Raw genomic sequence first — 24,141 nt, 5'->3', positions numbered from 1 at the left:
GGCCTTCGGTCTATCCGCCCCCACGAGGAGAATTCATGAGCGGGAGCGAACAATGACTTCCGACACCCTCGCCCCGGCGAAACCCGCCGTCGACCTGGAGGGCATCACCAAGCGCTTCCCCGGCGTCGTCGCCAACCACGACATCCGCATCACCGTCGAGGCCGGCAGTGTGCACGCCATCGTCGGCGAGAACGGCGCCGGCAAGTCCACCCTGATGAAGATCCTGTACGGCATGCAGAAGCCGGACGAGGGAACCATCAAGGTCAACGGCGAAGTGGTGTCCTTCCGAACCCCCAGCGACGCCATCGACGTCGGCATCGGCATGGTCCACCAGCACTTCATGCTGGCCGACAACCTCACCGTGCTGGAGAACATCGTCCTGGGCGCCGAGCCGAAGAAGGGCGCCAACCTCGACACCGCCGCGGCCCGCGCGCGCATCCTGGAGCTGGGCGAGACCCACGGCCTGCGCGTCGACCCCGACCGTCTGGTGGAGGCCCTGGGCGTCGGCGACAGGCAGCGCGTGGAGATCCTCAAGGTCCTCTACCGCGGCGCCCGCATCCTCATCCTGGACGAGCCGACCGCCGTGCTGGTGCCCCAGGAGGTCGACGAGCTCTTCGACAACCTGCGCGAGCTCAAGGCCGAGGGCCTGACCGTCATCTTCATCTCCCACAAGCTCGACGAGGTGCTCAGCATCGCCGACGAGATCACCGTGATCCGTCGTGGCACCACCGTCGCCAGCATGCCGCGCAGCGCCGTGACGGACGCGCGCCAGCTGGCCGAGATGATGGTGGGCAGCGAGCTGCCCACTCCGGAGACCCGCGAGTCGACCGTCACCGACAGGGTGGTGCTCGACGCGAAGGGCCTCACGCTCAACGGCCCCGGCCGTCCGCTGCTGTCCGACGTGACGTTCCCCGTCCACGCGGGCGAGGTCGTGGGCATCGCCGGCGTCGAGGGCAACGGGCAGTCCGAGCTGATCGAATCGATCATGGGCATCCGCGCCCTCGACGGCGGCGCGATCCACCTGGGCGAGGAGGACATCACCTCCTGGGCCACGCTCAAGCGCCGCGAGGCGGGCATCGGCTACATCCCCGAGGACCGGCACCGGCAGGGCCTGCTCCTGCACGCCTCCCTCTGGGAGAACCGGGTGCTCGGCCACCAGACCAGGCCGCCGGCGCGCAAGGGCATCTGGATCAACAGGAAGGCGTCCAGGGCCGACACCGAGCGCATCGTCAAGGAGTACGACGTCCGCACCCCCAGCGTGGAGACGCTCGCGCTGGCGCTGTCCGGCGGCAACCAGCAGAAGCTGATCGTCGGGCGCGAGATGAGCGGCGAGCCGGTGTTCCTCATCGCCGCGCACCCCACGCGCGGCGTGGACGTGGGCGCCCAGGCCGCCATCTGGGACCACCTGCGCAACGCCAGGGCGGCCGGCCTCGCCGTACTGCTGATCTCAGCCGACCTGGACGAGCTGATCGGCCTGTCCGACACCCTGTACGTGATCCTGCGCGGCCGGCTGGTGGCCAGGCTCGATCCTTCCGACGTCACCCCCGACCGGCTGGGCGGGTACATGACCGGCGCCATCACCGAGGAGACGTGATGCCCGCAGGGCTCAACCGCGCGCTGCTGACCCTGGCCGGTGCGATCGTGGCGATCGTGCTGGCCGTGGCGATCTGCAGCGTGGCCATCATCGCGGCCGGCGCCAGCCCCATCGACGCGCTGACCGCCTTCTTCAACTTCGGCGCCACCCCGCGCGCCGTCTCCACCGGCATCGCGTCGATGCTGAACCAGGCCGTGCCGCTGTTCATCTCGGGTCTGGCGGTGGCCGTCGGCTTCCGCATGAACCTCTTCAACATCGGGGTCGAGGGCCAGTACCGGATCGCGGCCATCTGCGCGGCGTACGTGGGCTCGACCTTCGTGCTGCCGGCGCCGTTCCAGATCACGGTGATCATCCTGGTCGCGATGGTGGTCGGCGGCGCGTACGCGTTCATCCCCGCCGTGCTCAAGGTGACCCGCGGGGTGAACGAGGTCATCTCGACCATCATGCTGAACTACATCGCGATCAGCCTTGCCGCCTACCTGGTGCGCGGGCCGTTCAGGGGCGAGCGCCAGCCGGGCACGCTGACCACGAACACCCCGATGCTGCCCGAGCCGGCGCACTTCCCGAACCTGAACGACCTGTTCTCGCTGATCGGCCTGCCGCCGGCGCGCGGGACAGGACTGTGGGGCTTCCTCTGGGTGGCGGTCCTGCTCGGGGTGGTCGTGTGGCTGCTGCTCGAACGCACCCGGTTCGGGTTCGACGTCAAGGCCAGCGGGCTGAACGCGCCCGCGGCGCTGGCCTCGGGTGTCGACCCGCGGCGGATGGTCATCTCGGCGATGGTGCTGTCCGGCGCGATCGCCGGCCTGGTGGGGCTGCCGGAGATCCTGGGCGACAAGTTCGCCTTCGGCTCCAACTTCACCCCGCAGCTCGGCTTCAACGGCATCGCGGTGGCGCTGCTCGGGCGGAACAAGCCGGTCGGCATCGCGATCGCCGCGCTGCTGTTCGGCTTCCTGAACCGGGCGACGGGCCCGCTGCAGTTCGCGAACGTGCCGCCCTCGGTCACCATGATCATTCAAGGTGCGATCGTGCTGCTGATCGTCGTCGCCAGCGAGCTGACCGACAGGATCGCGCTCCGCCAGGAGGAACGGCGGGCGGCCAAGCAGCTGGCGCAGGCTACTCCGGTGAAGGTGGGCGCGTGATGGCCACGACGACGACCGCGACCAAGACCCGCAAGTACCACCTCATGCTGGTCGGCGCCGCCGGGCTGATCATCCTGCTGTCGCTGGTCCGGTGGATCTCCGGGCAGACCGACATCACCTCCTCCGGCACGTTCTCCGCGGCGCTCATGCTCGCCGTGCCGATCGGCCTGGCCGGTCTGGGCGGCCTGTGGGCCGAGCGGGCCGGCATCGTCAACATCGGCCTCGAGGGCATGATGGTGCTCGGCACCTGGTTCGCCGGCTGGGCCGGCTACCAGTGGGGTGCGACGGCCGCGCTCGTCGCCGGGCTCATCGCCGGCGCCGTCGGAGGCCTGCTGCACGCCATCGCCACGGTCGGCTTCGGCGTCGACCACATCATCAGCGGCGTGGCGATCAACCTGCTCGGACCCGGCATCACCCGCTTCCTGTCCGAGGTGCTCTACCGCGAGGGGACCCCGGCCAACAAGGCGGGCGCCGGCATCACCAGCTCGCCCGCCATCACCTCGCAGGCGCCCACGGTCAGCCTGCCGGTCCTCTCTGACGGGCCCGACCTGCTGGGCAAGCTGGAGAACACGCACTGGCTCCTGATCTCTGACGTGGCGGGCATCCTGCGCGGCGTCACCCACGACGTCAACGTGCTGGTCATCCTGGCCGTGCTACTGCTGCCGCTGACGTTCTACGTGCTCTGGCGCACCGCGTTCGGCCTGCGGCTGCGCTCCGCGGGTGAGAACCCGTGGGCGGCCGAGTCGCTCGGCGTGCCCGTCTACCGGATGAAGTACATCGCCACCGTCATCTCCGGCGCGATGGCCGGGCTCGGCGGCGTGTTCCTGGTCTTCATCAGCACCAAGTACGTCGAGAACCAGACAGGCGGGCGCGGCTTCATCGGCCTCGCCGCGATGATCTTCGGTAACTGGCGGCCCGGCGGCCTGGCACTGGGCGCGTCCCTGTTCGGCTACGCCGACAGCCTGCAACTGCGCAGCTCCACCGCCATCACGGGGTTCTTCCTGTTCGGCTCCATCCTGCTGCTGCTCTGGGTGGTCAACCGGGTCCGCACGCACCTGGCCAGCCGGCTCGCGCCCGAGCTGGCAGGGCCGGGGGCCAAGGAATACACCATGCTCGGCGTGGCCGTGGTCGGCTCCATCGCGCTGTTCTGGCTGTGGCTGACGGTCAAGGCGCTGCCCAACGAGCTGGTTTTCGTTACTCCGCACGTGCTCACGCTGCTGGTGCTCTCGGTCGCCTCGCAGCGGCTGCGGCCCCCCGCGGCCGACGGCGTGCGCTACCGACGGGGAGAACAACACTGATGGTGATGGACATCGACTGGGACGGGCTGCGCGCCGAGGCGGTCGAGGCGATGCACAAGGCCTACGCCCCCTACTCCAAGTTCCCCGTGGGCGCCGCGGCCGTCGTCGACGACGGCCGGATCGTCACCGGGTGCAACGTGGAGAACGCCTCCTACGGGCTCGGCCTGTGCGCCGAGTGCGGTCTGGTCTCGGCCCTGCACGCCTCGGGCGGCGGGCGGCTGGTGGGCTTCACCTGCGTGGACGGCCACGGCGAGCTGCTCATGCCGTGCGGGCGCTGCCGCCAGCTGCTCTACGAGTTCGGCGGCGAGGAACTGCTGATCGAGACCGTGGACGGGCCCAGGCCGATGTCGGAGATCCTGCCCTACGCCTTCGGTCCCGACGACCTGACCAGGGGCGCGTGATGGACGCCATCGAGGTCATCCGCGCCAAGCGCGACGGCGGCGAGCTGTCCTCCGACCAGATCGCCTGGGTGATCGACGCCTACACCCGTGGCGTGGTCGCCGACGAGCAGATGTCGGCGCTGGCCATGGCGATCCTGCTGAACGGCATGGACAGGCGCGAGATCGCCGACTGGACCCAGGCGATGATCAGCTCCGGCGAGCGGATGGACTGGTCGGCGCTCGACCGGCCGACCGCGGACAAGCACTCCACCGGCGGCGTCGGCGACAAGATCACGCTGCCGCTGGCGCCCCTGGTCGCCGCGTGCGGCGCCTACGTGCCGCAGCTGTCCGGGCGCGGGCTCGGGCACACCGGTGGCACGCTGGACAAGCTGGAGTCCATCCCCGGCTGGCGCGCCTCGCTGTCGAACGAGGAGATGCTGGCCGTACTGCGTAGTGCCGGAGCGGTCGTGTGCGCGGCCGGATCGGGGCTCGCGCCGGCCGACAAGAAGCTGTACGCGCTCCGCGACGTGACGGGCACGGTCGAGTCGATCCCGCTGATCGCCTCGTCCATCATGTCCAAGAAGATCGCCGAGGGCACCGGATCGCTGGTGCTCGACGTGAAGGTCGGCTCCGGCGCGTTCATGAAGACCGTCGACACGGCGCGCGAGCTCGCCGAGACCATGGTCGCGCTGGGCACCGACGCGGGCGTGCGCACAGTAGCGCTGCTGACCGCGATGGACCGCCCGCTCGGGCGCGCGGTGGGCAACGCCCTCGAGGTCGAGGAGTCGGTCGAGGTCCTCGCGGGCGGCGGGCCGTCCGACGTGGTCGAGCTGACCGTACGGCTGGCGCGCGAGATGCTCGAGGCGGCCGGGGTCTCCGGCCGCGATCCCGAGGACGCGCTGAAGGACGGCTCGGCCATGGACGCCTGGCGGCGGATGATCAGCGCTCAGGGCGGCGACCCCGACGCTCTGCTGCCGCGCGCGGCCGAGACGATGACCGTGGAGGCGCCCGAGTCGGGCGTGCTCACCCGCCTGGACGCCTACGCCGTGGGCCTGGCCGCCTGGCGGCTGGGCGCGGGCCGGGCACGCAAGGAGGACCCGGTGTCGTTCGGCGCGGGGGTCACCCTGCACGCCAAGCCCGGCGACGTGGTGCGGGCAGGACAGCCGCTGCTGACCCTGCACGCGGACGAGACGGAGCGCTTCGCCCGCGCACTGGAGGCGCTGGAGGGCGGCTACGCGGTGGGTCCCGCGTCGCAGGAGCAGCTCCCGCTGGTGATCGACCGGATCACGGCGGGTTAGACGAGGGCGGGATCCTCGGCGAAGATCTCTTTCAGCACGGCCAGCTGGGTCGGGCGCGCCTGTTCGTAGCGTGCCCGGCCCTCTTCCGTGATGCAGACGAACACTCCGCGCCGGTCGACGGCGCACACGCCGCGGGTGACGAGACCGGCCTTCTCCAGGCGGGCCACCACGCGAGACAACGCGCTCTGGCTGAGGTGCACCTCGTCGCAGAGCTCCTGGATGCGCAGGTTGGCATCGTGATGGACGATGCGGTCGAGCACCTCGAACTCGCTGGGCCCGAGATCGTGCTTCTCGCCGAGCTCGCGTTCGAGCGCGCACATGGCCTTCGCATGCTTGGCCAGGACGTAGTGCCAGGTCCCGACCACGAACTCCTCGTCCATGACGCGGAGGTTACCACCTCGCTAAATCTCATGCAACGGAATTAAATGCTGTTGCATAAGATGCCGATGCATGTAGTGTTCTGATCCATGTCCTCTTCCTCATCCCGTTGGGGCGCGCTTGCCGTGCTCTGCGCAGTGATCTTTCTTGACGCGCTTGATGTCTCGATGGTCGGTGTGGCGCTTCCCTCCATCCAGAAGGATCTAGGGCTCACCACCTCTTCTCTTCAGTGGGTTGTCAGCGGCTACGTGCTTGGCTATGGCGGTTTGCTCCTCCTTGGAGGCAGGACCGCCGACTTGCTCGGGCGGCGCAGGGTGTTCCTGGTCGCGCTGGGTGTTTTCGCCGTGGCGTCGCTGCTTGGCGGCCTCGTCGACGACGGGGGGTTGCTGATCGCGGCCCGGTTCATCAAGGGTGTTGCCGCCGCGTTCACCGCGCCTGCGGCATTGTCCATCATCACTACGACATTTCCTGAAGGGCCGGAGCGCAACAGGGCGCTCAGCATCTTCACCGCCTGCGGCGCCAGCGGATACTCCCTGGGGCTGGTGCTGTCGGGCATCCTGACCGAGATCGGCTGGCGGTGGACGCTGCTCATGCCGGTGCCCGTCGCGATCATCGCGCTGCTGGCCGCCTTCAGGGTGCTGCGGAGCAACGAGCAGGAGGAGCGGGCCGAGGGCGGCCACGACCTCCTCGGCGCCGTGCTGATCACCGCCTCGATGCTGCTGCTGGTCTACACCGTCGTCCAGGCGCCCGAGGTCGGCTGGGGCTCGCTGCGCACCATCGGCTCGCTGGTCGGCGTCGCCGCCCTGCTCGGCCTGTTCGTCTTCGCCGAGCAGCGGATGAAGCACCCGCTGGTCCGGCTCGGCATCCTCAAGTCCGCCTCGCTGGTCAGGGCCAACCTGGGCCTGCTCATCCTGATGGGCTCCTACGTGGCCTTCCAGTTCGTGGCCATGCAGTACTTCCAGAACCTGCTGCACTGGTCCGCGCTGGGCACCGCGCTGGCGTTCTTCCCGGCCGGCCTGCTGGTCGCCATCACCTCGACCAAGATGGGCGACTTCGCCGACCGCTTCGGCACCGGCAAGCTCATCGTCATCGGCGCCGCCGCGCTGGCCGGCGGGTACGCGATCTTCCTGGGCATCGACGAGCACCCCAGCATCGGCGGCCTGGTCCTGCCCGGCATGATCCTCATGGGCATCGCCTTCGCGCTGTCGTTCCCCTCGCTCAACATCCAGGCCACCAACGGCGTGGACGACGACGAGCAGGGCCTGGCCTCCGGGCTGCTCAACACCTCCGGCCAGGTGGGCGGCGCGATCGTGCTGGCGGTGGTCACCGCCGTGCTCACCTCGAACTCCCCGCACGGCATGACGGTCGACTCGCTCCGCTCGGCGATCGTCGTCCCGCTGGTGCTCGCGGTGATCGGCCTGCTGATCTCGGCGCTGGGCCTGCGCTCTCCCCGTACGGCTCCAGCCGTCGAGGAGGCCAAGGCCTACGAGACGGTCTGACCCCTCGGCGAAAGGCCCCCGGCGCGTGCCGGGGGCCTTTGTGCTATTCGGCGTAAGCGCCGAGCACGTCGCCGTATTCGAGGCCGTCGGCGTCGAGCTTGCGCGTCTTGCCTGTGCGCACGTTCACCGAGACCAGGGAGACGGCGTCCTCGTCGTCCTCGGTGCGGACCACCACCTCATCGGCGTCGAGCCAGCGCTCGATCTGGTCGATCTCCTCCTCGTCGCCGTCCACCAGCTTGCGGATCCTGGTGACGTGTCCGGTGCGCGTATCCAGCGTGATCACGCGCTCGTCGTCGGCCACGGCGAGCGTCCGGCCGTCGGGTGAGAGCGCCGCGCCGCTGATGCCCACCTCGGCGTCGACGCGGAAGCGGCGTCCGGCCAGCTTTATCTTCGTGTCCGACGACGCCTCGCTCTCCATGGACTCGTCGATCACGCGCTTGCCGTCGTCCGTGATGGCCATGGTCCAGGCGCCGTACGTCGTCGTGCCCTTGGTGAAGTCAAGCATCGGGCTGTCGACGCCGCTCTGGAGGAAGTTGACCGCGAAATAGCGGCCGTTGCGCGAGGAGACGAACTCGGGATCGGAGCCGTGCAGCTGGATCGCGAACGTCTTGTACTTGCCGGTGGCCAGGTCGCGGACCACGTAGTCGTTCTGGTTGTCCAGGTAGGCGATGCGCCGGCCGTCCTGGCTGACGCCCACCTCCGGTACGTACGTCCCCTGGTGGGGCTTGTCAGTCTGGGCCGCGTCCAGCCGCCACTCCGTGCCCGACTTGCCCACGAGCCGCCACTGTGCGCACTCCGGAGGCTTACGCGTGTCGTAGGGGGCGTCGCTGTTGCAGAAGCCTTGATAGGCCCGGCTGATCGGCTCGTCCAGTCGCTCCGGCAACCGCTCGGGCTGCGCGTCCTCAGTGGTGGGCGTGGGGTCCAGCTCGGTGGGCGTGAGGTCGGGCTCGGAGAACGGGGCGTCGGCTTGTTGGACGGCCATGTCCGCCCTGTCGGCTATCGCGTTCAGGGCGAGGATGGTGACCGCCACGAACGCTCCCGCGCCCGCGAGGCTCAGCGTGGTGAACACGCTCCGCTTGACGAGGCGGCGTCTGAGGACCAGTCGCGGCGCGGTCTGGGCGACGTCCACGGGTACCGCGGCGGGCAACTCGGCCGCCAGCCGTACCAGGGCGGGCGACGGAGTGAACGGGGCCGGTGAGGGCGAGGCCGTCCAGGGGCTCGGGGGCGCCGCGAGGCCGTCGGCCTGCCAGGGGGCCGCCCACGGGCTGTCCCCGGGCGCTTCGGTGGCCTCATGGGGGCGGGGCCCCGCGGTGGATTCCTCGCCGAGGTCGAAGATGTGCGGGTGGGTGACCCGGACGCGTTCCGTCTCCTCGTGGAGCGCGCCGGGCATCCAGGTGCCGACCAGCTGGGCGGCGCGCTGCGGGTCCAGGCTGTCGTGGAACTGGGCGACCACGGCCACGCGCCCGAGCGGGGACATCCCGGCCAGCGGGAAGCCCGCGGGCGGCTCCGCGGGGGTGGTGAGGTATGCCCGGTAGAGCGCGCTGAGCACTGCCTCGACCGGTCTGTTCCATCGGTGCATGGACCAGCGGCGGCCCGTCGTCACCAGGGCCCCGATGGCCAGGTCCCTGGCGCGTTCCGGGTCTCCTGTCAGGAGGTAGGCCGATCGGGCGAACCACTCCGCATGGTCGGCGGCGAACTGCGCTAAGCCATCGTTCTTGGTCAATTGCTCGACTCCTCGTGGAGTTGATCACAGTACGGGGGAGTTGGTCACCAGGTAAACCCGCGGTGCCATGCCGATACCGCGTACGTCGCATGCATGCGGCGTGAGCAGGGAATCCCTCGGATATGCGGCCCTCACGCAGCGGCTTGTCCGCGTTCGTCGCGCTGTGTCTCCTGGCGGGGGCGTGCGGTACGGCTCCGCCGTCCGGCACGTCGGTCACCGTCACCACGGCCACGGCCTCCCCGCCGGCCTCCTCGACGGCTTCCAGGGCCGCTTCGCCGACCGAGAGTCCCGTGGCCGTGCCCACCTCCACGCGGGAGGTGGACGTGCGGCACGAGCCTTCCGGGGCGGCCCTGGTGACGGCCGTGCGCTTCGCCACGCACGAGGGGTACGACCGGGTAGTGATCGACCTGCGCGGCGACATGCCCGGCTATAGCGTGAAATGGGTGGACGAGCTGGTCCAGGACGCCTCGGGCAAGCCGATCGACGTCAAGGGCGGCGCCTACCTCCAGGTCGTGCTCACCCCGGCCGACGCCCACACGCAGAAGGGCGATCCCACCTGGACCGGCGGGCCGGTCTTCCAGGCCGACCTGGGCAACGTGTCGGACGTGGTCAAGACGGGCGACTTCGAGGGCCGCGTCGGCGTCGGCATCGTGCTCGACCACCGGGCGCCCTTCCGGGTCTCGGAGCAGAGGGGGCCGGACCGGCTGGTCATCGACGTGGCAAACTGAGCTGCGTGGTGAGAAAGATCGAAGGGGCGACCCGGATCCCGGTGCCCGGCGGCAAGGTCATCGACGAGCACGTGGGCCGCGTCAACAGCGGCGACGAGGCGGTCTCGATCGCGCACATGGTGGCTCCGCCCGGCTGGGACGAGCCCGCGCAGACGCCGTCCTTCACCGAGTACACGGTGGTGCTCCGGGGCACCGTACTGGTGGAGCACGCGGGCGGGACCACCGAGGTGACGGCCGGTCAGGCCATCGTCACGGAGCCGGGAGAGAAGGTCCGCTACAGCACGGGTGACGACGGCGCCGAGTACATCGCCGTCTGCCTGCCCGCCTTCAGCCCGGACAGCGCCAACCGCGACTGAGGTGTCACGGCAGGCCGGGTAGCCGCCCGGAGTCCGGCGAGGTTGGTGGCCCGGACGTCGGCGAAGTCGGCCCGGCCGCGGGTTGGTGGAAGAAGTGGGCAAGGTCGGCCCCGTTCCGGGCTGTGGCGTGCGCCCAGGATGCCGCGCCGCTCGCCGTACCGGAAAACGTCCGCCGTACCAGGGGAGCGGCGCTTGGCGCGGGCGACCGTATCATGGCCAGATGAGCCCCACCCTTGACGAGATCCGGCGAGCGCCGAAGGTGCTGCTGCACGATCACCTCGACGGCGGACTGCGCGCCGAGACGATCGTGGAGCTGGCGCGGGAATCCGGCTACGGCGACCTGCCGACAACGGATCCTGACAACCTGCGCCAGTGGTTCGAGGCGGCGTCCGACTCGGGCTCGCTCGAGCGCTACCTGGAGACGTTCACCCACACGGTCGGCGTCATGCAGACCCGCGAGTCGCTGCGGCGGGTGGCCGCCGAGTGTGCGCAGGACCTGGCCGCCGACGGGGTCGTCTACGCCGAGGTGCGCTTCGCGCCCGAGCAGCACACCACCCGCGGGCTGAGCCTGGACGAGGTGGTCCAGGCGGTGCTGGAGGGGTTCAAGGAGGGCTCGGAGGGCCGGATCAAGGTCGGCACCCTGCTCACCGCGATGCGGCACCAGGCGCGCTCCATGGAGATCGCCGAGCTGGCGGTGCGCTACCGGGACGTCGGCGTCGTGGGCTTCGACATCGCCGGCGCCGAGGCGGGCTACCCGCCCACCCGGCACCTGGACGCCTTCGAGTACCTGCAGCGGGAGAACGCGCACTTCACCATCCACGCCGGCGAGGCGTTCGGGCTGCCGTCGATCTGGCAGGCGATCCAGTGGTGCGGGGCCGACCGGCTGGGCCACGGCGTCCGCATCATCGACGACATCTCCGAGGACGGCGCCAAGCTGGGGCGGCTGGCGGCCTACGTGCGCGACAAGCGCATACCGCTGGAGATGTGCCCGACCTCCAACCTGCAGACCGGGGCGGCCGCCTCGATCGCCGAGCACCCAATCGGGCTGCTGCGGCGCCTGCACTTCCGGGTCACCGTCAACACCGACAACCGGCTGATGAGCTCGACCAGCGTGTCGGAGGAGTTCGCCAAGCTGGTCGAGGCGTTCGGATACGGCTGGGATGACCTGCAATGGTTCACGGTGAACGCGATGAAGTCGGCGTTCATCCCCTTCGACGAGCGGCTCGCGCTGATCAACGGTGTGATCAAGCCCGGGTTCGCGCAGCTGAAGTGGCAGCCGTGAAACAGACCTACCGCTCCAAGACCGCCTTCTCTCTCGGGTGCCTCTGGCTGGCGTTCGTGGCGTTCAACGCCTGGGACCTGACCGCCCGCTACAACGGCAAGCCGTCGCTGATCGCCGCCGCCGTGCTGGGCGTGATCACGGCGCTGGTCTACGTGATCGCGCTGCGTCCCGCCACCGTCCTCACCGAGGCGGGCCTGCTCGGGCGCAACCCGCTGCGCTCGACGTTCGTGCCGTGGGCCCTCGTCGAGAGCGTGAGCGTCTCCCACTCGATCAACGTCGAGCACGACGGCGGCCAGGTGCTGCGGCTGTGGACGCCGATGAGCTCGGCCCGCGAGCGGGCCAGGGCCCAGCGCCGCGGCGTGCCCAAGACGCCGCGCCGCGGGCGCTTCCAGACCGAGCCGGTGCAGACCAAGGCCGAGCAGATGGCTGCCGAGGCCTTCACCGGCAAGACGCACGCCGACTGGGTGGGGGAGCAGATCACCGAGCGCTCCCAGGCAGCCAAGCAAGGTGGCCAGGAGCCCGTGACCACGAAGGTGACCTGGTCGATCGACGCGATAGCCGTCCTGGTCCTGGCCGTGGTCCTCGTGGTGGTCGCGATCGTCTTCTGAGGCGCGTCAGCGCCGCCGGGCGATGAACCTGTTCATCCCCGCCTTGGCGATGCCGCTCGCCTCCACCTCGAGCGCCGCCTCGGTCTCCCTGGCGAAGGCCCGCTCCACCTCCTCCAGCGGCGGCCGCAGCAGCCGCAGGTGCACCGAGGTGGCTGTGCCGGGCAGCGTCCAGCGGTGGATCAGCCCGATCGCGGTCTGCATGAGCACGTCGGGCTCGACGATCTCGTCGAGCAGCCCCAGCGCCTGCGCGTCGGCGGCGCCGGTCCTGGAGGAGTCGAGCACCAGCCGCAGCGCCCGCCCGCCGACCACCCTGCGCAGCAGGTAGCTGGAAGCGTTGGAGATCGACAGCCCGATCCCGTTCTCCGGCAGGAAGTACTCGGTCGCCGGCGTGCCGATGCGGGCGTCGAAGCAGAGCGTCCATTCGGCGGCCCCGCCCACGACCAGCCCGTTCACCGCCGCCACGACCGGCACCCGGGTCTCCAGCACGGCCCTGGTCAGGTCGTGGAAGCTCTCCACTCCCTCGGTCATCGGCAGGTTCGCCGCCTCCCGCAGGTCCTCTCCGGCCGAGAACGCCCGCCCGGTGCCTGTCACCACGATCCCGCGGGCCGCTTTCCCGTCGCCATGAGCCCGTACGGCTGCCGCCAGCTCGGCACGCATCTCGGCGGTGAGCGCGTTGAGCTTCTCCGGCCGCCGCAGGGTGACCACGGCCACCTCGTCCCGGATGGTTGTCTCGATCATGACGACTCCTCGACGTGGAAGGCCCCGGCACGCTGGTCACGTCCGGGCTGGAGCAGGTGGCGCTTCTCGATCCTGGCCGACGGCGTCAGCGAGAAGCCCTCGACGAACTCGAGGTAGGCGGGCACCTTGAAGCGGGCCAGCCGCTGCCGCGCGTGGTCGGCGATGTCACGGGCTGTGGCGGCGTCGCAGGCGTGCCCGGGCTGTAACTGGACGAAGGCCTTGGGCAGCTCGCCGAACAGCTCGTCCGGGATCGGCACCAGCGCCGCCGACAGCACCGCCGGATGCTCGCCGAGCACGCTCTCGACCTCGGCGCACGAGATGTTCTCCCCGCCCCTGCGCACCATGTCCTTCAGCCGCCCGGCGTGGTGGATGTAGCCGTCGCGATCGCGGAAGCCGAGGTCGCCGGTGTGGTACCAGCCGTCGCGGAAGGCGTTCTCGGTGGCCTCGGCGTGGTTCCAGTAGCCGTTCATCATCGGCACGCCGCGCACCACGATCTCGCCCACCTCCCCGTCCGGGGCCAGCACACGCACCTGCTTGCCCGGCGGCGGGAGCCCGAGCGCGCCGGTGCCGACGGTGTCGTCGGCGTCAGGGGAGACGAGCAGGTCGGGGCCGCTCTCGGTCGAGCCGTACAGCTCCCGCCAGGGCGCGCCCCAGCGTTCCTCGAACGTGCTGTGCAGGGCGGGGGCGATGCCGGAGCACAGCACCAGCCGCATCCGGTTCTCGGCGTCCAGCGGGTGCGGCGGCTGCTTGTGCATGAGCATCGGCATCGTGCCGAGCACGTAGGTCATGGTCGCGCCGTGCTCGCGGGCGGAGGCCCAGAACCCGGAGGCGGAGAAGCGCGGCAGTACGACCAGGGGGATGCCGCCCAGCATGCACATGATCGCGATCCACTGCGGGTCCATGTAGGAGAAGGCCTGGGCGACGATCATGACGTCGTCGTGGCGGAGTTTCACCACGTCGGCGGTGACCCCGGCGCACCTGAGCCAGTAGTCGTGCGTGAGCATGCAGGCCTTGGGGAAGCCGGTCGTCCCCGACGTGTACTGAAAATTCGCCAGATCCTGGCGGGAGAGCGAAATGTCGGGCGGCGAGCCGTCGGTGAGGTCGTCGACCAGGTGCACGGTCCCGGGGATGCGGGAGGCGTGCTCGGCCGTCGTCAGCGTGGCCACGGCCCCCGAGTCGCGCAGCACGTGGTCGAGATCGGCGGCCCGGTAGCGGACGTTCACCGGGACCGTGACGGCCCCGGCCCGCAGGATCGCCAGCCAGCTCAGCGGCCAGCCGGGCACGTTGTCCATCATCACGGCCACCCGCTCGCCCGGGCGGACGCCCCTGTCCACCAGGGCCCCGGCCATGCGTCCCGACTGCTCGTGGACGTCGGCGAAGCTCAGGGAGGTGGAGGGGAAGCGGAGGAACTCCCGCTCGCCGTACCTCTCGGCGGCGTGTCGGAGCAGGTCGGGAATCGAGTCATAGGTCATGAGGCGGCTCCCAGGGGTAATCCGGCAACACGGACAGGTCCAGCCCCGCCGAGGGCCGGACCGGGCAGCGGACGGCGGCCAGCCCGATCTCCACGAACTCCGCGCACACCTGCTCCAGCGAGGAGTCGCCGGAGGGCCGGTACCACTCGCTGGTGCCCGTGCACATCGACATCAGCGCCAGCCGGGTCAGCCGCTGGTCGGCCACCCGGAAGACGCCGCGCGCGATCCCGTCGGCCAGCGTGGCGCGCCAGAACTCCTCGTAGGCGTCGCGCAGGCCGATGATCTCAGCGTGGGAGTCGGAGCCGGGGGTGAGGGAGCGGAGCTCGCCGTCCATCACCCGGGTGATCATCGGAGTCAGGGCGTGCACGGCGGTCAGCGTGGTGATGAGGATCGCCAGGCGGTCCGCCGGGTCCTCGACGCCGGCGAGCGCCTTGCGCGTGGAGTCGATGAGCTCGCGGTGGCCCTCCCGCATGAGCTCGGCCAGCAGGGCTTCCTTGCTCGCCACGTGGTGGTAGATCCCGGCGTTGGTCATGTCGACCTCCCGGGCGAGGTCCCTGATGCTGGTGGCCGCGTATCCCTGGCGCGCGAACAGCAGCACCGCCGCCGTCCTGATCCGCAGCTTCGCGTCTGTCATGAGTACCTACCGAACGTTCGGTCGCGCCTTCGATGGGAACATAACTGACGAAACCGCTCATCGGCAAGACTTGGGTTGACCCTGACACCGTGTGAGGCCCTACACCTGGAGAGGTCATGTTCAGCATCGGAGACTTCGCCCGCCTCGGACTCGTGTCAGTGCGCATGCTGCGGCACTACGACGCGATCGGGCTGCTGCGGCCCGCGCACGTCGACCCGGTCACCGGCTACCGCTCCTACCAGGCCGCCCAGCTGGCCAGGCTCAACCGCATCGTCGCGATCAAGGACTTGGGCTTCACGCTTGAGCAGGTCCGCGCCATCCTCGACGACAAGGTGAGCACCGAGGAACTGCACGGCATGGTACGGCTGCGCCGCGCCCAGCTCGAGGCCCAGATCAGCGCCGACCTGGCCAGGCTGCGCGGTGTGGAGGCCAGGCTCAGGACCATCGAGACCGAGGGGCACCTGAACACCGACGAGGTGGTGATCAAGCGCGTCCCTCCGCTCCGGGTCGCCGAGCTCAGCGCCAGGGCAGCCAGCTACGACGCCCCCGACATCGGACCCGTGATCAAGCCGCTCTACCGCGAGCTGAGCGCCAGGCTGGCAGCCGCCGGCGTGATCGTCACGGGCCCGGGCTGCGCGTACTACGTGCCCGAGGCCGACGGCAGCGTCATGGTGCACGCCGGGCTGGAGGTCTCGGCGTCGCAGGGCACGGACTTCGAGGTGGTCGACCTGCCGCCCATCGAGGTCGCGGCGACCATCATCCACAACGGCTCGATGGACGACGTCGGCCCGACCTTCCAGACGCTGGCCCACTGGATCGAGGAGAACGGCTACCGCTCGCTCGGCCTGGCCAGGGAGGTCTCACTGCACTGCCCGGACAACTTCGACGAGTGGGTCACCGAACTCCAGGTCGAAGTCTTCCCCGCATAGCCTGAGCCCATGGATCTCGAGGCGCACCGGGCGGAGCTGACCGGCTACTGCTACCGCATGCTCGGCTCCGGCTTCGAGGCCGAGGACGCGGTGCAGGAGACGCTCATCAAGGCGTGGCAGGGACGCTTCGACCCCGACCGCGGCACGGCCAGGGCGTGGCTGTTCCGCATCGCCACCAACGTCTGCATCGACATGCTGCGCGGCACGCAACGCCGGGCCCGCGCCATGGACCTGGGTCCCGCCGTCGAGCCCGGCTCCCCGCTGGGCGAGCCGCTGCCCGGCGAGCGCTGGCTATGGCCCTCGCCCACCGGCGGGGATCCCGCCGACGTCACGATCTCCAGGGAGTCGGTACGGCTGGCGTTCCTGGCCGCGCTGCAGCACCTGCCGCCGCGGCAGCGGGCCACGCTTCTCCTGCGTGACGTGCTGGGCTGGTCGGCCGCCGAGGTGGCGGGGCTGCTCGAGAGCAGCGTGGCCTCGGTCAACAGCGCCCTGCAGCGGGCCAGGGCCTCGATGCCCGCGGCGGGCCTGCCGTACCAGGAGGTGGACGAGGAGCTGCTCGGGCGGTATGTGGACGCCTTCGAGCGGCACGATGTCGAGCTGCTGGTGTCGCTGCTGCATGAGGACGCGACGATGACGATGCCGCCGTTCGGCTGGTGGCTCGACGGGCGCGGGGCCATCGCGGCCGTGCTGCGCGTGGCTGACGCGCCGTGCGGCGGGGCGCGCCTGGTCAGGGCGGGGGTGGGGATGTACGGCCAGTACGTGGACGGCCGGGCCTTCGGGCTGCTGGCGCTCGAGACCGCGGGCGGCCTGGTCACGGGCTCGACCACCTACCTCGATCCGGAACTGTTCCGGTTGTTCGGGCTGCCGATGAGTTTCGAGGCCGGGCTCCGTACCAATGGTTGAAGGAGGAAAACATGCCTACAATCACCGAATACCCTGACCGCCCTTACCTGGGGATCAAGCGCGAGATCACGATGACCACGTTCGGCCTGGTCGGCGACCGGATCGGAGAGATGATCGGCTGGCTGGCGCAGCGCGGCGTCCCCCTGGTCGGCGCGCCGTTCTTCCGCTACGAGATCATCGACATGCCCCACGATCGGCTGCTCGTCCAAGCCGGCATCCCGGTGGCGAGCCCGGTGGAGCCGGAGGGGGACTACTTCGCCGACGTGCTCCCCGCGGGCCGCTACGCCACCGTGCTCCACCACGGCCACCCCGACCGGCTGATGAGCGTCACGACGGACCTGCTGCGCTGGGCCGCGGACCAGGGCCTGAAGTGGGACATGACCGAGGAGTCCGACGGCGAGCACTGGGGCGCCCGCACCGAGCACTATCAGACCGACCCGCGCGAGCATCCCGACATGGCCGACTGGGACACCGAGCTGCAGTTCAGGCTGGCCTAGAGTCCCAGCGCCGCGCTCACGTCCGCCTTGAGCGCCTCGAGGTCGTGTACGGCCAGCGCCCGCGCGTCGGCCACCTCCCCGGTCACCGGGACCACGACCTCGAGGTAGCACTTGAGCTTGGGTTCGGTGCCCGAAGGACGCACCACCACGCGGGCCCCGCCGACCAGGCGATAGCGCAGCCCGTCGGTGGGTGGCAGCCCGCCCTCGCCCTTGGCCAGGTCGTCGGCCGCCTCGACGGCGCGCCCGCCGAGCTCCTTGGGCGGGTTCGCGCGCAGCCTGGCCATGGCGTCGGCGATCATCGACAGGTCGTCCAGGCGGAACGACAGCGGCGCCGTGGCGTGCAGGCCGTACCGCCTGGCCTGGTCGTCGAGCAGGTCGAGCAGCGTGCTGCCGTCGTGCTTGGCCGCCGCCGCGATCGCGGCCACGGTCAGTGCGGCGCCGATGCCGTCCTTGTCCCTGACCACGTCGCCCACGCTGTAGCCGATGGCCTCCTCGTAACCGAAGACCAGCCCGGGTCCGGCCCGCATGATCCACTTGAAGCCGGTCAGCGTCTCGCCGTACCGCACGCCGTGCGCGGCGGCGATCTTGCCGAGCAGGGTGGAGGAGACGATCGTGGTGGCCACCATGCGGTCGCCGGAGGTGTGGGTGATCACGTGCTCGCCGAGCAGCCCGCCCAGCTCGTCGCCGGTCAGCATGCGCCACGAGCCGTCGGACTGCCGGACCCCCACCGCGCACCGGTCGGCGTCGGGGTCGTTGGCCAGCACCAGGTCGGCGTCCATCCGGTCGGCCAGTGCGAGCGCGAGGTCCATCGCGCCAGGCTCCTCCGGGTTCGGGAAGTCGACCGTGGGAAAGTCGGGGTCGGGGTTGCGCTGCTCCGCCACGGCGATCGGGGTGTGGAACCCGGCCGCCAGGAACGCGCCCGTCAGCGTGGCGCCGCCCACCCCGTGCAGCGGCGTGTACGCCACCCGCAGGTCATGGGCCTCGCCCAGCGGCAGCGTGGTGAGCGCCTCCAGGTAGTCCTCGACGATCCCGTCGCCCAGCTCGGTCAGCGCGCCGGGGCCGTGCAGCGGCAGCTCGTCGACCCGGCCGACCGCCTCGATGGCGGCGGAGATCTCCGCGTCGACGGGCGGCACGATCTGGGACCCGTCGCCCCAGTAGACCTTGTAGCCGTTGTCCCTGGGCGGGTTGTGGCTGGCCGTCACCATGACCCCGGCGTCGGCGTCCAGGTGGCGCACCGCGTAGGCCAGCACCGGGGTGGGCAGCGGGCGCCCCATCAGCGAGGCGTGCAGTCCCGCCCCGGTCAGCACGGCGGCGGTGTCGCGGGCGAAGATGTCCGACTTGTGGCGGGCGTCGTAGCCGATGACGACGTGCTTGCCGGGTCCGAGAACCTTGGCCAGCCCGGCGGCGGCCCGCATCACGGTCACCCGGTTCATCCGGTTCGGGCCGGGGCCCAGCTCGCCGCGGAGGCCTGCCGTACCGAACTCCAGCTTTTTGCCGAAATGGTCGGACAGGTCGCCGTGCTCGATGAGGTTGGACAGCTCGACCCGCGTGTCGGGGTCGGGGTCCTGGGCCAGCCACTCCCTGGCTTGGCGGAGCAGGTCGGTCACAGCCGGTCGACCACCTTGGCGAGCAGGCCGCCCATCCGCGCGGCGGTCGCCCTGCCCACCTCGAGGACCTCCTCGTGGTTCAGCGGCTCGTCCGACAGGCCCGCGCCCGGATTGGTGACCAGGGAGATGCCGAGCACCTCCATCCCGGCCTCGCGGGCGGCGATCGCCTCCAGGACCGTGGACATGCCGATCAGGTCGCCGCCGAGCGTGCGCAGCATGCGGATCTCGGCCGGCGTCTCGTAGGTGGGGCCGCGGAAGGCGACGTAGACGCCCTCGGCGATGGTCGGGTCGACCTCGTGCACCAGGGCGCGCAGTCGCCTGGAGTAGACCTCGGTCAGGTCGAGGAAGCGGGTGCCGGTCAGCGGGTTGGCGCCGGTCATGTTGATGTGGTCGCTGATCAGCACCGGATCGCCGACGTGTTGCGTCTCGGGGCGCAGCCCGCCGGCGGCGTTGGTCAGCACCACCGTGCGCACGCCGGCCTCGGCCGCGGTGCGGATGCCGTGGACGACCTTGTCGACGCCCACCCCCTCGTACAGGTGGGTGCGGCCGAGGAAGACCAGCAGGTGCCTGTCGCCGTCGGTGCGCACCACGCGGACCTTGCCGCCGTGTCCCGCCACGGCGGGCGGTGCGAATCCTGGCAGGTCGGCGAAGGGAACCTCGGCCACCGGCTCGCCCAGCGCGTCGGCGGCGGGGGCCCAGCCCGACCCCATGACGAGCGCGACGTCGAAGGACTCGATCCCCGTGGCGTCAGTTAGTGCATTGCTCACGCTTCTGTCGGTTCCCTTCGCTACTGTTGTGCATGCTTGACGGCCGCCGGGCGGGCGGTTGCTGCGCGGGAAGGGCCCGGGTTGCCGGGCCGATGCACCGCGAACCAACAGGCCACCTTCGTGGTGGTGCTGAAATCCTAGGCTCCCGCAGCCGAGGAGGACGTCAACTCAGTAGTCTAGGAGCAGTCTGTCGAGGACCCTCACACCGAACTGGAGGGCCTCGACCGGCACGCGCTCGTCCACGCCGTGGAACATGGCCGCGAAGTCCATGTCCTTGGGCAGGCGCAGCGGCACGAAGCCGAAGCCGCGCACGCCCAGGTCGGCGAAGAAGGTCTTGTTGTCGGTGCCGCCCGACATGCAGTACGGCACGGCCCGCGCGGTCGGGTCCTCCGCCTTCAGCGCCGCGATCATGGACTCCACCAGCGCCCCGTCGAAGGAGGTCTCCAGCGCGATGTCGTGGTGCACGAACTCGCGCCTGACCCGCTCGCCGAGCAGCGAGTCGATGGTCTTGAAGAACTCCTCCTCGTGCCCGGGCAGGAAGCGCCCGTCCACGACAGCGGTGGCCTGTCCGGGGATCACGTTGGCCTTGTAGCCGGCCTCGAGCTGGGTGGGGTTGGCCGTCTGGCGCAGCGTCGCCCCGACGAAGCGGACCAGCGGCCCGATCTTGTCCAGGACGGGCCCGGGGTCCTCCGGGTCGAAGGGGATGCCGAAGGCGTCGGCGACCTCGGTGAAGAAGGTCCGCACCGTCGGGGTGTAGGTCAGCGGCCAGTCGTGCGAGCCGATGCGCGCCACCGCCTTGGCCACCTCGGTCACGGCGTTGTCGGCGTTGAGCATCGAGCCGTGCCCCGCCCTGCCGTCGGCGACCAGCTTCATCCAGGCCAGGCCCTTCTGCGCGGTCTCGATGAGGTAGAGCCGCAGCGACGGATCCACCTCCAGCGAGTAGCCGCCGACCTCGCTGATCGCCTCGGTCACGCCCTCGAACAGCTCGGGATGGTGCGCCGTCAGGTGCTTGGCGCCGTAGACGCCGCCCGCCTCCTCGTCGGCGACCCAGGCGAAGACGAGATCGCGCCTCGGCTTGCGCCCGTCACGCTTCAGCTGCCGGAGTACGGCCAGCATCATGGCGTCCATGTCCTTCATGTCCACCGCGCCCCGGCCCCAGATGTAGCCGTCGCGGATCTCTCCGGCGAACGGGTCCACCGACCAGTCGGCCGCGTTGGCCGGGACGACGTCGAGGTGCCCGTGCACGAGCAGGGCGGGCAGCGACGGATCGCTGCCCTCGACCCGGGTGATCACGTTGCCGCGGCCCGGCGCGCTCTCGACGTAGGTGGGCTCGATGCCGACCTCGGCCAGCCGCGACATGACGACCTCGGCCGCGGCGCGCTCACCCGGGCCGCTGCCGTCGCCGTAGTTGCTGCTGTCGACCTTGATCAGCTCGACGCAGAGCTCGGCGACTTCGTTCTCGGCTTGGCTCATGGCACCTTCTCCAGGGTCAGCAGGCCCGACTTGCGCAGGAAACCGCGCTTGTAGGCCCGGGTGATCAACGTGACGTCGACGTCGGTGACGTCGTCGAGCGGTCCGACGACCGCGGTCAGGAAGCGGTAGAGCTCGGCCTCGTGCGCGACCGTCACCTGGACGATCACGGAGTGGGTGCCGGAGGTGGCCGCGCAGTAGCGCACGCCGGGATGGCCGGCCAGCGTGGTCCCCACCCGGTCCAGGCCGTGCGGGCGTACGGCCAGCCACAGGATGGCGTCGACCTCCAGCCCGAGCAGCACCGGCTCCATCTCGGCCCGCGGCAGGATGAGCCGCCGGTCGAGCAGCGAGGCGACCCGCTTGCGCGCGGTCGGGACGGAGATGTCCAGCCGCTCGGCGATCGCGGTGAAGCTCATCCTGCCGTCCTCGGCCAGCAGGTCGGCGATCTCCTGCTCCAGCGGCGACAGCACGTCCTGGTCCTGGGGCTCCTCGCAGGGCGCCACCGCCGTGAGCTCCTTCACCTCGGCCTCGGTGAGGAACGGAGCGTGCCATTCGGCGACCGTGCGGAAGGTGTGCAGCACGACCTGGGTCCGCGTGTGCAGGACCCCCTCGATGGCGCTGACCTGCGAGGTCAGGATGTCGTGCATCGCCTCCCTGGTCGGGGCGACCAGCTCGCAGGCCAGATCCGCCGCGCCGGTCACCGCGTAGACCGAGCGCGTGTCGGGCCGCTGGGCCAGCGACTCGGCCACGCGGGCGGTGCTGCCCGGCCGTACCTGCACGTGCAGGTGGACCGGGCGGCCGTGACCTGTGCGCAGGTCGTCGTGGATGGCGGTGACCCGCAGATGGCCGTCGGAGATCAGGCGCTGCAGGCGGCGCGCGACCGTGCGCTCGTGCTCGCCGACGGCGCGTCCGATGTCGCCCCAGGACGCGCGCGGGTTGACCTGAAGTGCGGCTACCAGCCGCCGGTCTAGAACATCCACCTCAAACCGCTCGTATGTCGGAAATGTAAAGATATTTCTGGATGTTTGACTGTTTCAACCTGTTGCCTGCACAGTAAGCCATCACCGCACCTGAGGCAAAGGAGCCCCCGTGGCCACCCCTCCCCTTGCATCGACAACACCGATCGGTATCCCCCGAAGCCGCGTGCGCCAGCTCATGGCGGCCAGCATCGGCAACGTCGCCGAGTGGTTCGACTGGTACACCTACACCTTCCTGGCGATCTTCTTCTCCGGCCAGATCTTTCCGAAGTCGGCCACCAACAGCCTCGTCCCGTTGCTGGCGACCTATGTCGTGTTCGCGGTCGGTTTCATCATGCGCCCGCTGGGCGGATTGCTGGTGGGCTCGTTCGCCGACCGTTTCGGCCGCAAGTCTGCGATGACGTTCACGATCGTGTTGATGGGTGTCGGCTCGTTGTTGCTGGCCGTCACGCCGACGTACGCGGCGGCGGGCATCTTCGGACCGATCGTCTTGGTGATCGCCCGGCTGATCCAGGGCCTTTCTGTCGGCGGTGAGTTCGCGGCGGCCACCACGTTCCTGGTGGAGTCCGCGCCGCCCGGGCGCCGCGGCCTGTTCTCGAGCTTCCAGTACGTCAGCACGACCATCGGCCAGCTCCTCGCTTCGGGCCTGGCCGCCGTGCTGGCGGCCACCCTGGCCGACGCGAGCATGAACTCCTACGGCTGGCGCATCCCCTTCCTGGTCGGCGCCGTGATCAGCCTGGTGGGCCTGTGGATCCGCAAGGGCGCGGACGAGACGTCCCAGGTGGCCGAGGAGATCCAGAAGGGCGAGACCGCCCGTCCCAGGGTCTGGGACTTCTTCCGCCACTACCCCAAGCAGGCGCTGCTGATCGTCGGCATCACGATCGCCGGTACCGTCGCCTACTACACCTGGACCAGCTTCCTGCCGACCTACGCGCAGATCACCGTGAAGTTCGACAAGGCCGAGGCGCTGGGCGTCGGCACGATCTCGCTGCTGTTCTTCATGATCCTGCAGCCGCTGGTGGGCATGCTGTCCGACAAGATCGGCCGCAAGCCGATCCTGATCACCTTCGGCATCGGTTTCACGCTGCTCCCTGTGCCGCTGCTCGGCCTGCTGTCGAACTCCTTCGCCAGCCTGCTGATCATCCAGTGCATCGGCATGGTCTTCCTGAGCGGCTTCACGGCGATCTCGGCGGCGGTCAACTCCGAGTCGTTCCCCACCCGGGTGCGGGCCTCCGGCGCAGGCTTCCCCTACTCGCTGACGGTGGCGCTGTTCGGCGGCACCGCGCCGCTGATCGGCACCGCGTTCATCGACGCCAAGAACCCGGGCGCCTTCCCCTGGTACATGTCGGCGCTGGCGCTGGTCTCGACGCTGGTCTACATCTTCGCGCTGAAGGAGACCAAGGACCAGCCGCTCAACTAGGTTCGCACGGGCGTTCCCGCATCGCCTTCACGTAGTCGGCAGGTGCTCCCGCGCGCTCCGCGGCGTCGGCCAGAACGCCGAGGTAGCGCGCGGAGGGCAGCCCGCCCTCGTAGCCGTCGAGCACGTAGCACCAGGCGACCTGCTCGCCGTCGAGCGTCTGCACGCGCAGCCTGATCTTGTGATAGACGCCGCGGGCGGCGCCCTCCCACTGGTCGAGCGAGGTCTCGTCGAACTCGGGCACGTCGTACAGGACCACGAACACGTGCTCGCGTGGATCCTCGACGATCGTGGACAGCCGGCCCTCACCGCCGAACGTCAACCGCCAGCCCTGCAGCCAGCCGACGCCCCGCACCGGCGAGTGCGGCGCGCGCATGGCCATCTGTTCCGAATCCATGTTGCTGCCGTATGCGGCGTAGACAGGCACAGCAGACAAGCGTAGCGCGA

24 protein-coding genes are annotated in these 24,141 nt (G+C 70.2%); 14 read left to right on the top strand and 10 right to left on the bottom strand.

Going from position 1 to position 24,141, the window contains the following annotated elements; translation table 11 throughout:
* Positions 1 to 52 precede the first annotated feature (52 nt).
* From ACIBHX_RS09000 to ACIBHX_RS08980, 5 genes are read left to right on the top strand one after another with little or no spacing between them, the layout of a single operon-like run.
* The gene (locus tag ACIBHX_RS09000; RefSeq protein WP_397065707.1) at positions 53 to 1,594 is read left to right on the top strand and encodes an ABC transporter ATP-binding protein; all 1,542 of its coding nucleotides are present in this window, start codon (positions 53 to 55) and stop codon (positions 1,592 to 1,594) included.
* Positions 1,594 to 2,733, top strand: coding sequence for an ABC transporter permease (locus ACIBHX_RS08995; protein WP_397065705.1), 1,140 nt, complete (start codon positions 1,594 to 1,596; stop codon positions 2,731 to 2,733). The genes ACIBHX_RS09000 and ACIBHX_RS08995 overlap by 1 nt, the downstream gene beginning before the upstream one ends.
* Positions 2,733 to 4,031 (top strand): ABC transporter permease, encoded by a 1,299-nt coding sequence (locus tag ACIBHX_RS08990; protein WP_397065703.1) that lies wholly within the window; start codon positions 2,733 to 2,735, stop codon positions 4,029 to 4,031. Before ACIBHX_RS08995 ends, ACIBHX_RS08990 begins: the two co-directional genes overlap by 1 nt.
* A 5-nt stretch (positions 4,032 to 4,036) precedes the next feature.
* The gene (locus ACIBHX_RS08985) at positions 4,037 to 4,432 is read left to right on the top strand and encodes a cytidine deaminase (protein ID WP_397065701.1); all 396 of its coding nucleotides are present in this window, start codon (positions 4,037 to 4,039) and stop codon (positions 4,430 to 4,432) included.
* Positions 4,432 to 5,709 carry a thymidine phosphorylase gene (locus ACIBHX_RS08980; protein ID WP_397065699.1) on the top strand — a complete coding sequence of 426 codons (1,278 nt, stop codon included), beginning with the start codon at positions 4,432 to 4,434 and terminating at the stop codon, positions 5,707 to 5,709. Before ACIBHX_RS08985 ends, ACIBHX_RS08980 begins: the two co-directional genes overlap by 1 nt.
* Here ACIBHX_RS08980 and ACIBHX_RS08975 read toward each other — a convergent pair.
* A complete protein-coding gene (locus ACIBHX_RS08975; RefSeq protein WP_397065697.1) occupies positions 5,706 to 6,089 on the bottom strand; it encodes a MarR family winged helix-turn-helix transcriptional regulator in 384 nt (127 codons plus the stop codon). The two genes, ACIBHX_RS08980 and ACIBHX_RS08975, sit on opposite strands and share 4 nt — an antisense overlap.
* An 87-nt stretch (positions 6,090 to 6,176) precedes the next feature.
* Here ACIBHX_RS08975 and ACIBHX_RS08970 point away from each other — a divergent pair, with 87 nt between their 5' ends.
* Positions 6,177 to 7,586: an MFS transporter gene (locus tag ACIBHX_RS08970; protein ID WP_397065696.1), complete on the top strand. Its 1,410-nt coding sequence runs from the start codon at positions 6,177 to 6,179 to the stop codon at positions 7,584 to 7,586.
* Positions 7,587 to 7,629: 43 nt separating this feature from the next.
* Here the strand turns inward: ACIBHX_RS08970 and ACIBHX_RS08965 are convergent, their stop codons facing one another.
* Positions 7,630 to 9,309 carry a hypothetical protein gene (locus tag ACIBHX_RS08965; RefSeq protein ID WP_397065694.1) on the bottom strand — a complete coding sequence of 560 codons (1,680 nt, stop codon included), beginning with the start codon at positions 9,307 to 9,309 and terminating at the stop codon, positions 7,630 to 7,632.
* A 122-nt stretch (positions 9,310 to 9,431) separates the two neighbouring features.
* Here ACIBHX_RS08965 and ACIBHX_RS08960 point away from each other — a divergent pair, with 122 nt between their 5' ends.
* The 4 genes from ACIBHX_RS08960 to ACIBHX_RS08945 all read left to right on the top strand — a co-directional run bounded on the left by ACIBHX_RS08960 (position 9,432) and on the right by ACIBHX_RS08945 (position 12,283).
* Positions 9,432 to 10,037 carry a hypothetical protein gene (locus ACIBHX_RS08960; protein WP_397065693.1) on the top strand — a complete coding sequence of 202 codons (606 nt, stop codon included), beginning with the start codon at positions 9,432 to 9,434 and terminating at the stop codon, positions 10,035 to 10,037.
* Positions 10,038 to 10,042: 5 nt separating this feature from the next.
* The gene (locus tag ACIBHX_RS08955) at positions 10,043 to 10,393 is read left to right on the top strand and encodes a cupin domain-containing protein (RefSeq protein WP_397065691.1); all 351 of its coding nucleotides are present in this window, start codon (positions 10,043 to 10,045) and stop codon (positions 10,391 to 10,393) included.
* Between the two features lie 220 nt (positions 10,394 to 10,613).
* Positions 10,614 to 11,675 carry an adenosine deaminase gene (locus ACIBHX_RS08950; RefSeq protein ID WP_397065689.1) on the top strand — a complete coding sequence of 354 codons (1,062 nt, stop codon included), beginning with the start codon at positions 10,614 to 10,616 and terminating at the stop codon, positions 11,673 to 11,675.
* Positions 11,672 to 12,283: a PH domain-containing protein gene (locus ACIBHX_RS08945; RefSeq protein WP_397065687.1), complete on the top strand. Its 612-nt coding sequence runs from the start codon at positions 11,672 to 11,674 to the stop codon at positions 12,281 to 12,283. Before ACIBHX_RS08950 ends, ACIBHX_RS08945 begins: the two co-directional genes overlap by 4 nt.
* A gap of 6 nt (positions 12,284 to 12,289) precedes the next feature.
* Here the strand turns inward: ACIBHX_RS08945 and ACIBHX_RS08940 are convergent, their stop codons facing one another.
* The 3 genes from ACIBHX_RS08940 to ACIBHX_RS08930 are packed head-to-tail and all read right to left on the bottom strand — an operon-like array spanning position 12,290 to position 15,127.
* Complete coding sequence (locus ACIBHX_RS08940; protein ID WP_397065686.1) at positions 12,290 to 13,021, bottom strand: enoyl-CoA hydratase/isomerase family protein; 732 nt, start codon at positions 13,019 to 13,021, stop codon at positions 12,290 to 12,292.
* Positions 13,018 to 14,493, bottom strand: coding sequence for a class I adenylate-forming enzyme family protein (locus ACIBHX_RS08935; protein ID WP_397065685.1), 1,476 nt, complete (start codon positions 14,491 to 14,493; stop codon positions 13,018 to 13,020). The genes ACIBHX_RS08940 and ACIBHX_RS08935 overlap by 4 nt, the downstream gene beginning before the upstream one ends.
* Positions 14,483 to 15,127 (bottom strand): TetR/AcrR family transcriptional regulator, encoded by a 645-nt coding sequence (locus tag ACIBHX_RS08930; protein ID WP_397065683.1) that lies wholly within the window; start codon positions 15,125 to 15,127, stop codon positions 14,483 to 14,485. The genes ACIBHX_RS08935 and ACIBHX_RS08930 overlap by 11 nt, the downstream gene beginning before the upstream one ends.
* Before the next feature lie 116 nt (positions 15,128 to 15,243).
* Between ACIBHX_RS08930 and ACIBHX_RS08925 the strand changes: the two genes are divergently transcribed.
* From ACIBHX_RS08925 to ACIBHX_RS08915, 3 genes are read left to right on the top strand one after another with little or no spacing between them, the layout of a single operon-like run.
* On the top strand, positions 15,244 to 16,056 hold the full coding sequence (locus tag ACIBHX_RS08925; protein WP_397065681.1) for a MerR family transcriptional regulator: 813 nt from the start codon (positions 15,244 to 15,246) through the stop codon (positions 16,054 to 16,056).
* 9 nt (positions 16,057 to 16,065) lie between these two features.
* On the top strand, positions 16,066 to 16,959 hold the full coding sequence (locus tag ACIBHX_RS08920) for an RNA polymerase subunit sigma-70 (RefSeq protein WP_397065680.1): 894 nt from the start codon (positions 16,066 to 16,068) through the stop codon (positions 16,957 to 16,959).
* Positions 16,960 to 16,970: 11 nt separating this feature from the next.
* Complete coding sequence (locus ACIBHX_RS08915; RefSeq protein ID WP_397065678.1) at positions 16,971 to 17,456, top strand: GyrI-like domain-containing protein; 486 nt, start codon at positions 16,971 to 16,973, stop codon at positions 17,454 to 17,456.
* Here the strand turns inward: ACIBHX_RS08915 and ACIBHX_RS08910 are convergent.
* The 4 genes from ACIBHX_RS08910 to ACIBHX_RS08895 all read right to left on the bottom strand — a co-directional run bounded on the left by ACIBHX_RS08910 (position 17,453) and on the right by ACIBHX_RS08895 (position 22,280).
* Positions 17,453 to 19,063 carry a phospho-sugar mutase gene (locus tag ACIBHX_RS08910; protein ID WP_397065677.1) on the bottom strand — a complete coding sequence of 537 codons (1,611 nt, stop codon included), beginning with the start codon at positions 19,061 to 19,063 and terminating at the stop codon, positions 17,453 to 17,455. The genes ACIBHX_RS08915 and ACIBHX_RS08910 overlap by 4 nt on opposite strands.
* On the bottom strand, positions 19,060 to 19,773 hold the full coding sequence (locus ACIBHX_RS08905) for a purine-nucleoside phosphorylase (protein ID WP_397066063.1): 714 nt from the start codon (positions 19,771 to 19,773) through the stop codon (positions 19,060 to 19,062). The genes ACIBHX_RS08910 and ACIBHX_RS08905 overlap by 4 nt, the downstream gene beginning before the upstream one ends.
* A gap of 225 nt (positions 19,774 to 19,998) precedes the next feature.
* Positions 19,999 to 21,303 carry a M20/M25/M40 family metallo-hydrolase gene (locus tag ACIBHX_RS08900; protein ID WP_397065675.1) on the bottom strand — a complete coding sequence of 435 codons (1,305 nt, stop codon included), beginning with the start codon at positions 21,301 to 21,303 and terminating at the stop codon, positions 19,999 to 20,001.
* Positions 21,300 to 22,280, bottom strand: coding sequence for an Lrp/AsnC family transcriptional regulator (locus tag ACIBHX_RS08895; RefSeq protein WP_397065673.1), 981 nt, complete (start codon positions 22,278 to 22,280; stop codon positions 21,300 to 21,302). The genes ACIBHX_RS08900 and ACIBHX_RS08895 overlap by 4 nt, the downstream gene beginning before the upstream one ends.
* Positions 22,281 to 22,443: 163 nt before the next feature.
* Here ACIBHX_RS08895 and ACIBHX_RS08890 point away from each other — a divergent pair, with 163 nt between their 5' ends.
* Entirely contained in the window at positions 22,444 to 23,697 is a 1,254-nt protein-coding gene (locus tag ACIBHX_RS08890; RefSeq protein ID WP_397065672.1) for an MFS transporter, read from the top strand.
* Here ACIBHX_RS08890 and ACIBHX_RS08885 read toward each other — a convergent pair.
* Positions 23,690 to 24,121 carry a gamma-glutamylcyclotransferase gene (locus ACIBHX_RS08885; protein ID WP_397065670.1) on the bottom strand — a complete coding sequence of 144 codons (432 nt, stop codon included), beginning with the start codon at positions 24,119 to 24,121 and terminating at the stop codon, positions 23,690 to 23,692. The genes ACIBHX_RS08890 and ACIBHX_RS08885 overlap by 8 nt on opposite strands.
* Positions 24,122 to 24,141 lie beyond the last annotated feature (20 nt).

It is taken from the genome of Nonomuraea sp. NPDC050536 (assembly GCF_044457685.1).
GTDB lineage: Bacteria > Actinomycetota > Actinomycetes > Streptosporangiales > Streptosporangiaceae > Nonomuraea.
The sequence above is the reverse complement of the archived record's forward strand: the minus strand, read 5'-3'. Positions and strand labels throughout refer to the sequence as shown.

What these genes read in the sequence shown, in the direction of transcription:
- ACIBHX_RS09000 (WP_397065707.1), top strand. Translation starts at nt 53, where the DNA reads ATGACTTCCGACACCCTCGCCCCGGCGAAACCCGCCGTCGACCTGGAG.
- ACIBHX_RS08995 (WP_397065705.1), top strand. Translation starts at nt 1,594, where the DNA reads ATGCCCGCAGGGCTCAACCGCGCGCTGCTGACCCTGGCCGGTGCGATC.
- ACIBHX_RS08990 (WP_397065703.1), top strand. Translation starts at nt 2,733, where the DNA reads ATGGCCACGACGACGACCGCGACCAAGACCCGCAAGTACCACCTCATG.
- ACIBHX_RS08985 (WP_397065701.1), top strand. Translation starts at nt 4,037, where the DNA reads ATGGACATCGACTGGGACGGGCTGCGCGCCGAGGCGGTCGAGGCGATG.
- ACIBHX_RS08980 (WP_397065699.1), top strand. Translation starts at nt 4,432, where the DNA reads ATGGACGCCATCGAGGTCATCCGCGCCAAGCGCGACGGCGGCGAGCTG.
- ACIBHX_RS08975 (WP_397065697.1), bottom strand. Translation starts at nt 6,089, where the DNA reads ATGGACGAGGAGTTCGTGGTCGGGACCTGGCACTACGTCCTGGCCAAG.
- ACIBHX_RS08970 (WP_397065696.1), top strand. Translation starts at nt 6,177, where the DNA reads ATGTCCTCTTCCTCATCCCGTTGGGGCGCGCTTGCCGTGCTCTGCGCA.
- ACIBHX_RS08960 (WP_397065693.1), top strand. Translation starts at nt 9,432, where the DNA reads ATGCGGCCCTCACGCAGCGGCTTGTCCGCGTTCGTCGCGCTGTGTCTC.
- ACIBHX_RS08950 (WP_397065689.1), top strand. Translation starts at nt 10,614, where the DNA reads ATGAGCCCCACCCTTGACGAGATCCGGCGAGCGCCGAAGGTGCTGCTG.
- ACIBHX_RS08940 (WP_397065686.1), bottom strand. Translation starts at nt 13,021, where the DNA reads ATGATCGAGACAACCATCCGGGACGAGGTGGCCGTGGTCACCCTGCGG.
- ACIBHX_RS08935 (WP_397065685.1), bottom strand. Translation starts at nt 14,493, where the DNA reads ATGACCTATGACTCGATTCCCGACCTGCTCCGACACGCCGCCGAGAGG.
- ACIBHX_RS08930 (WP_397065683.1), bottom strand. Translation starts at nt 15,127, where the DNA reads ATGACAGACGCGAAGCTGCGGATCAGGACGGCGGCGGTGCTGCTGTTC.
- ACIBHX_RS08925 (WP_397065681.1), top strand. Translation starts at nt 15,244, where the DNA reads ATGTTCAGCATCGGAGACTTCGCCCGCCTCGGACTCGTGTCAGTGCGC.
- ACIBHX_RS08920 (WP_397065680.1), top strand. Translation starts at nt 16,066, where the DNA reads ATGGATCTCGAGGCGCACCGGGCGGAGCTGACCGGCTACTGCTACCGC.
- ACIBHX_RS08915 (WP_397065678.1), top strand. Translation starts at nt 16,971, where the DNA reads ATGCCTACAATCACCGAATACCCTGACCGCCCTTACCTGGGGATCAAG.
- ACIBHX_RS08905 (WP_397066063.1), bottom strand. Translation starts at nt 19,773, where the DNA reads ATGGGGTCGGGCTGGGCCCCCGCCGCCGACGCGCTGGGCGAGCCGGTG.
- ACIBHX_RS08900 (WP_397065675.1), bottom strand. Translation starts at nt 21,303, where the DNA reads ATGAGCCAAGCCGAGAACGAAGTCGCCGAGCTCTGCGTCGAGCTGATC.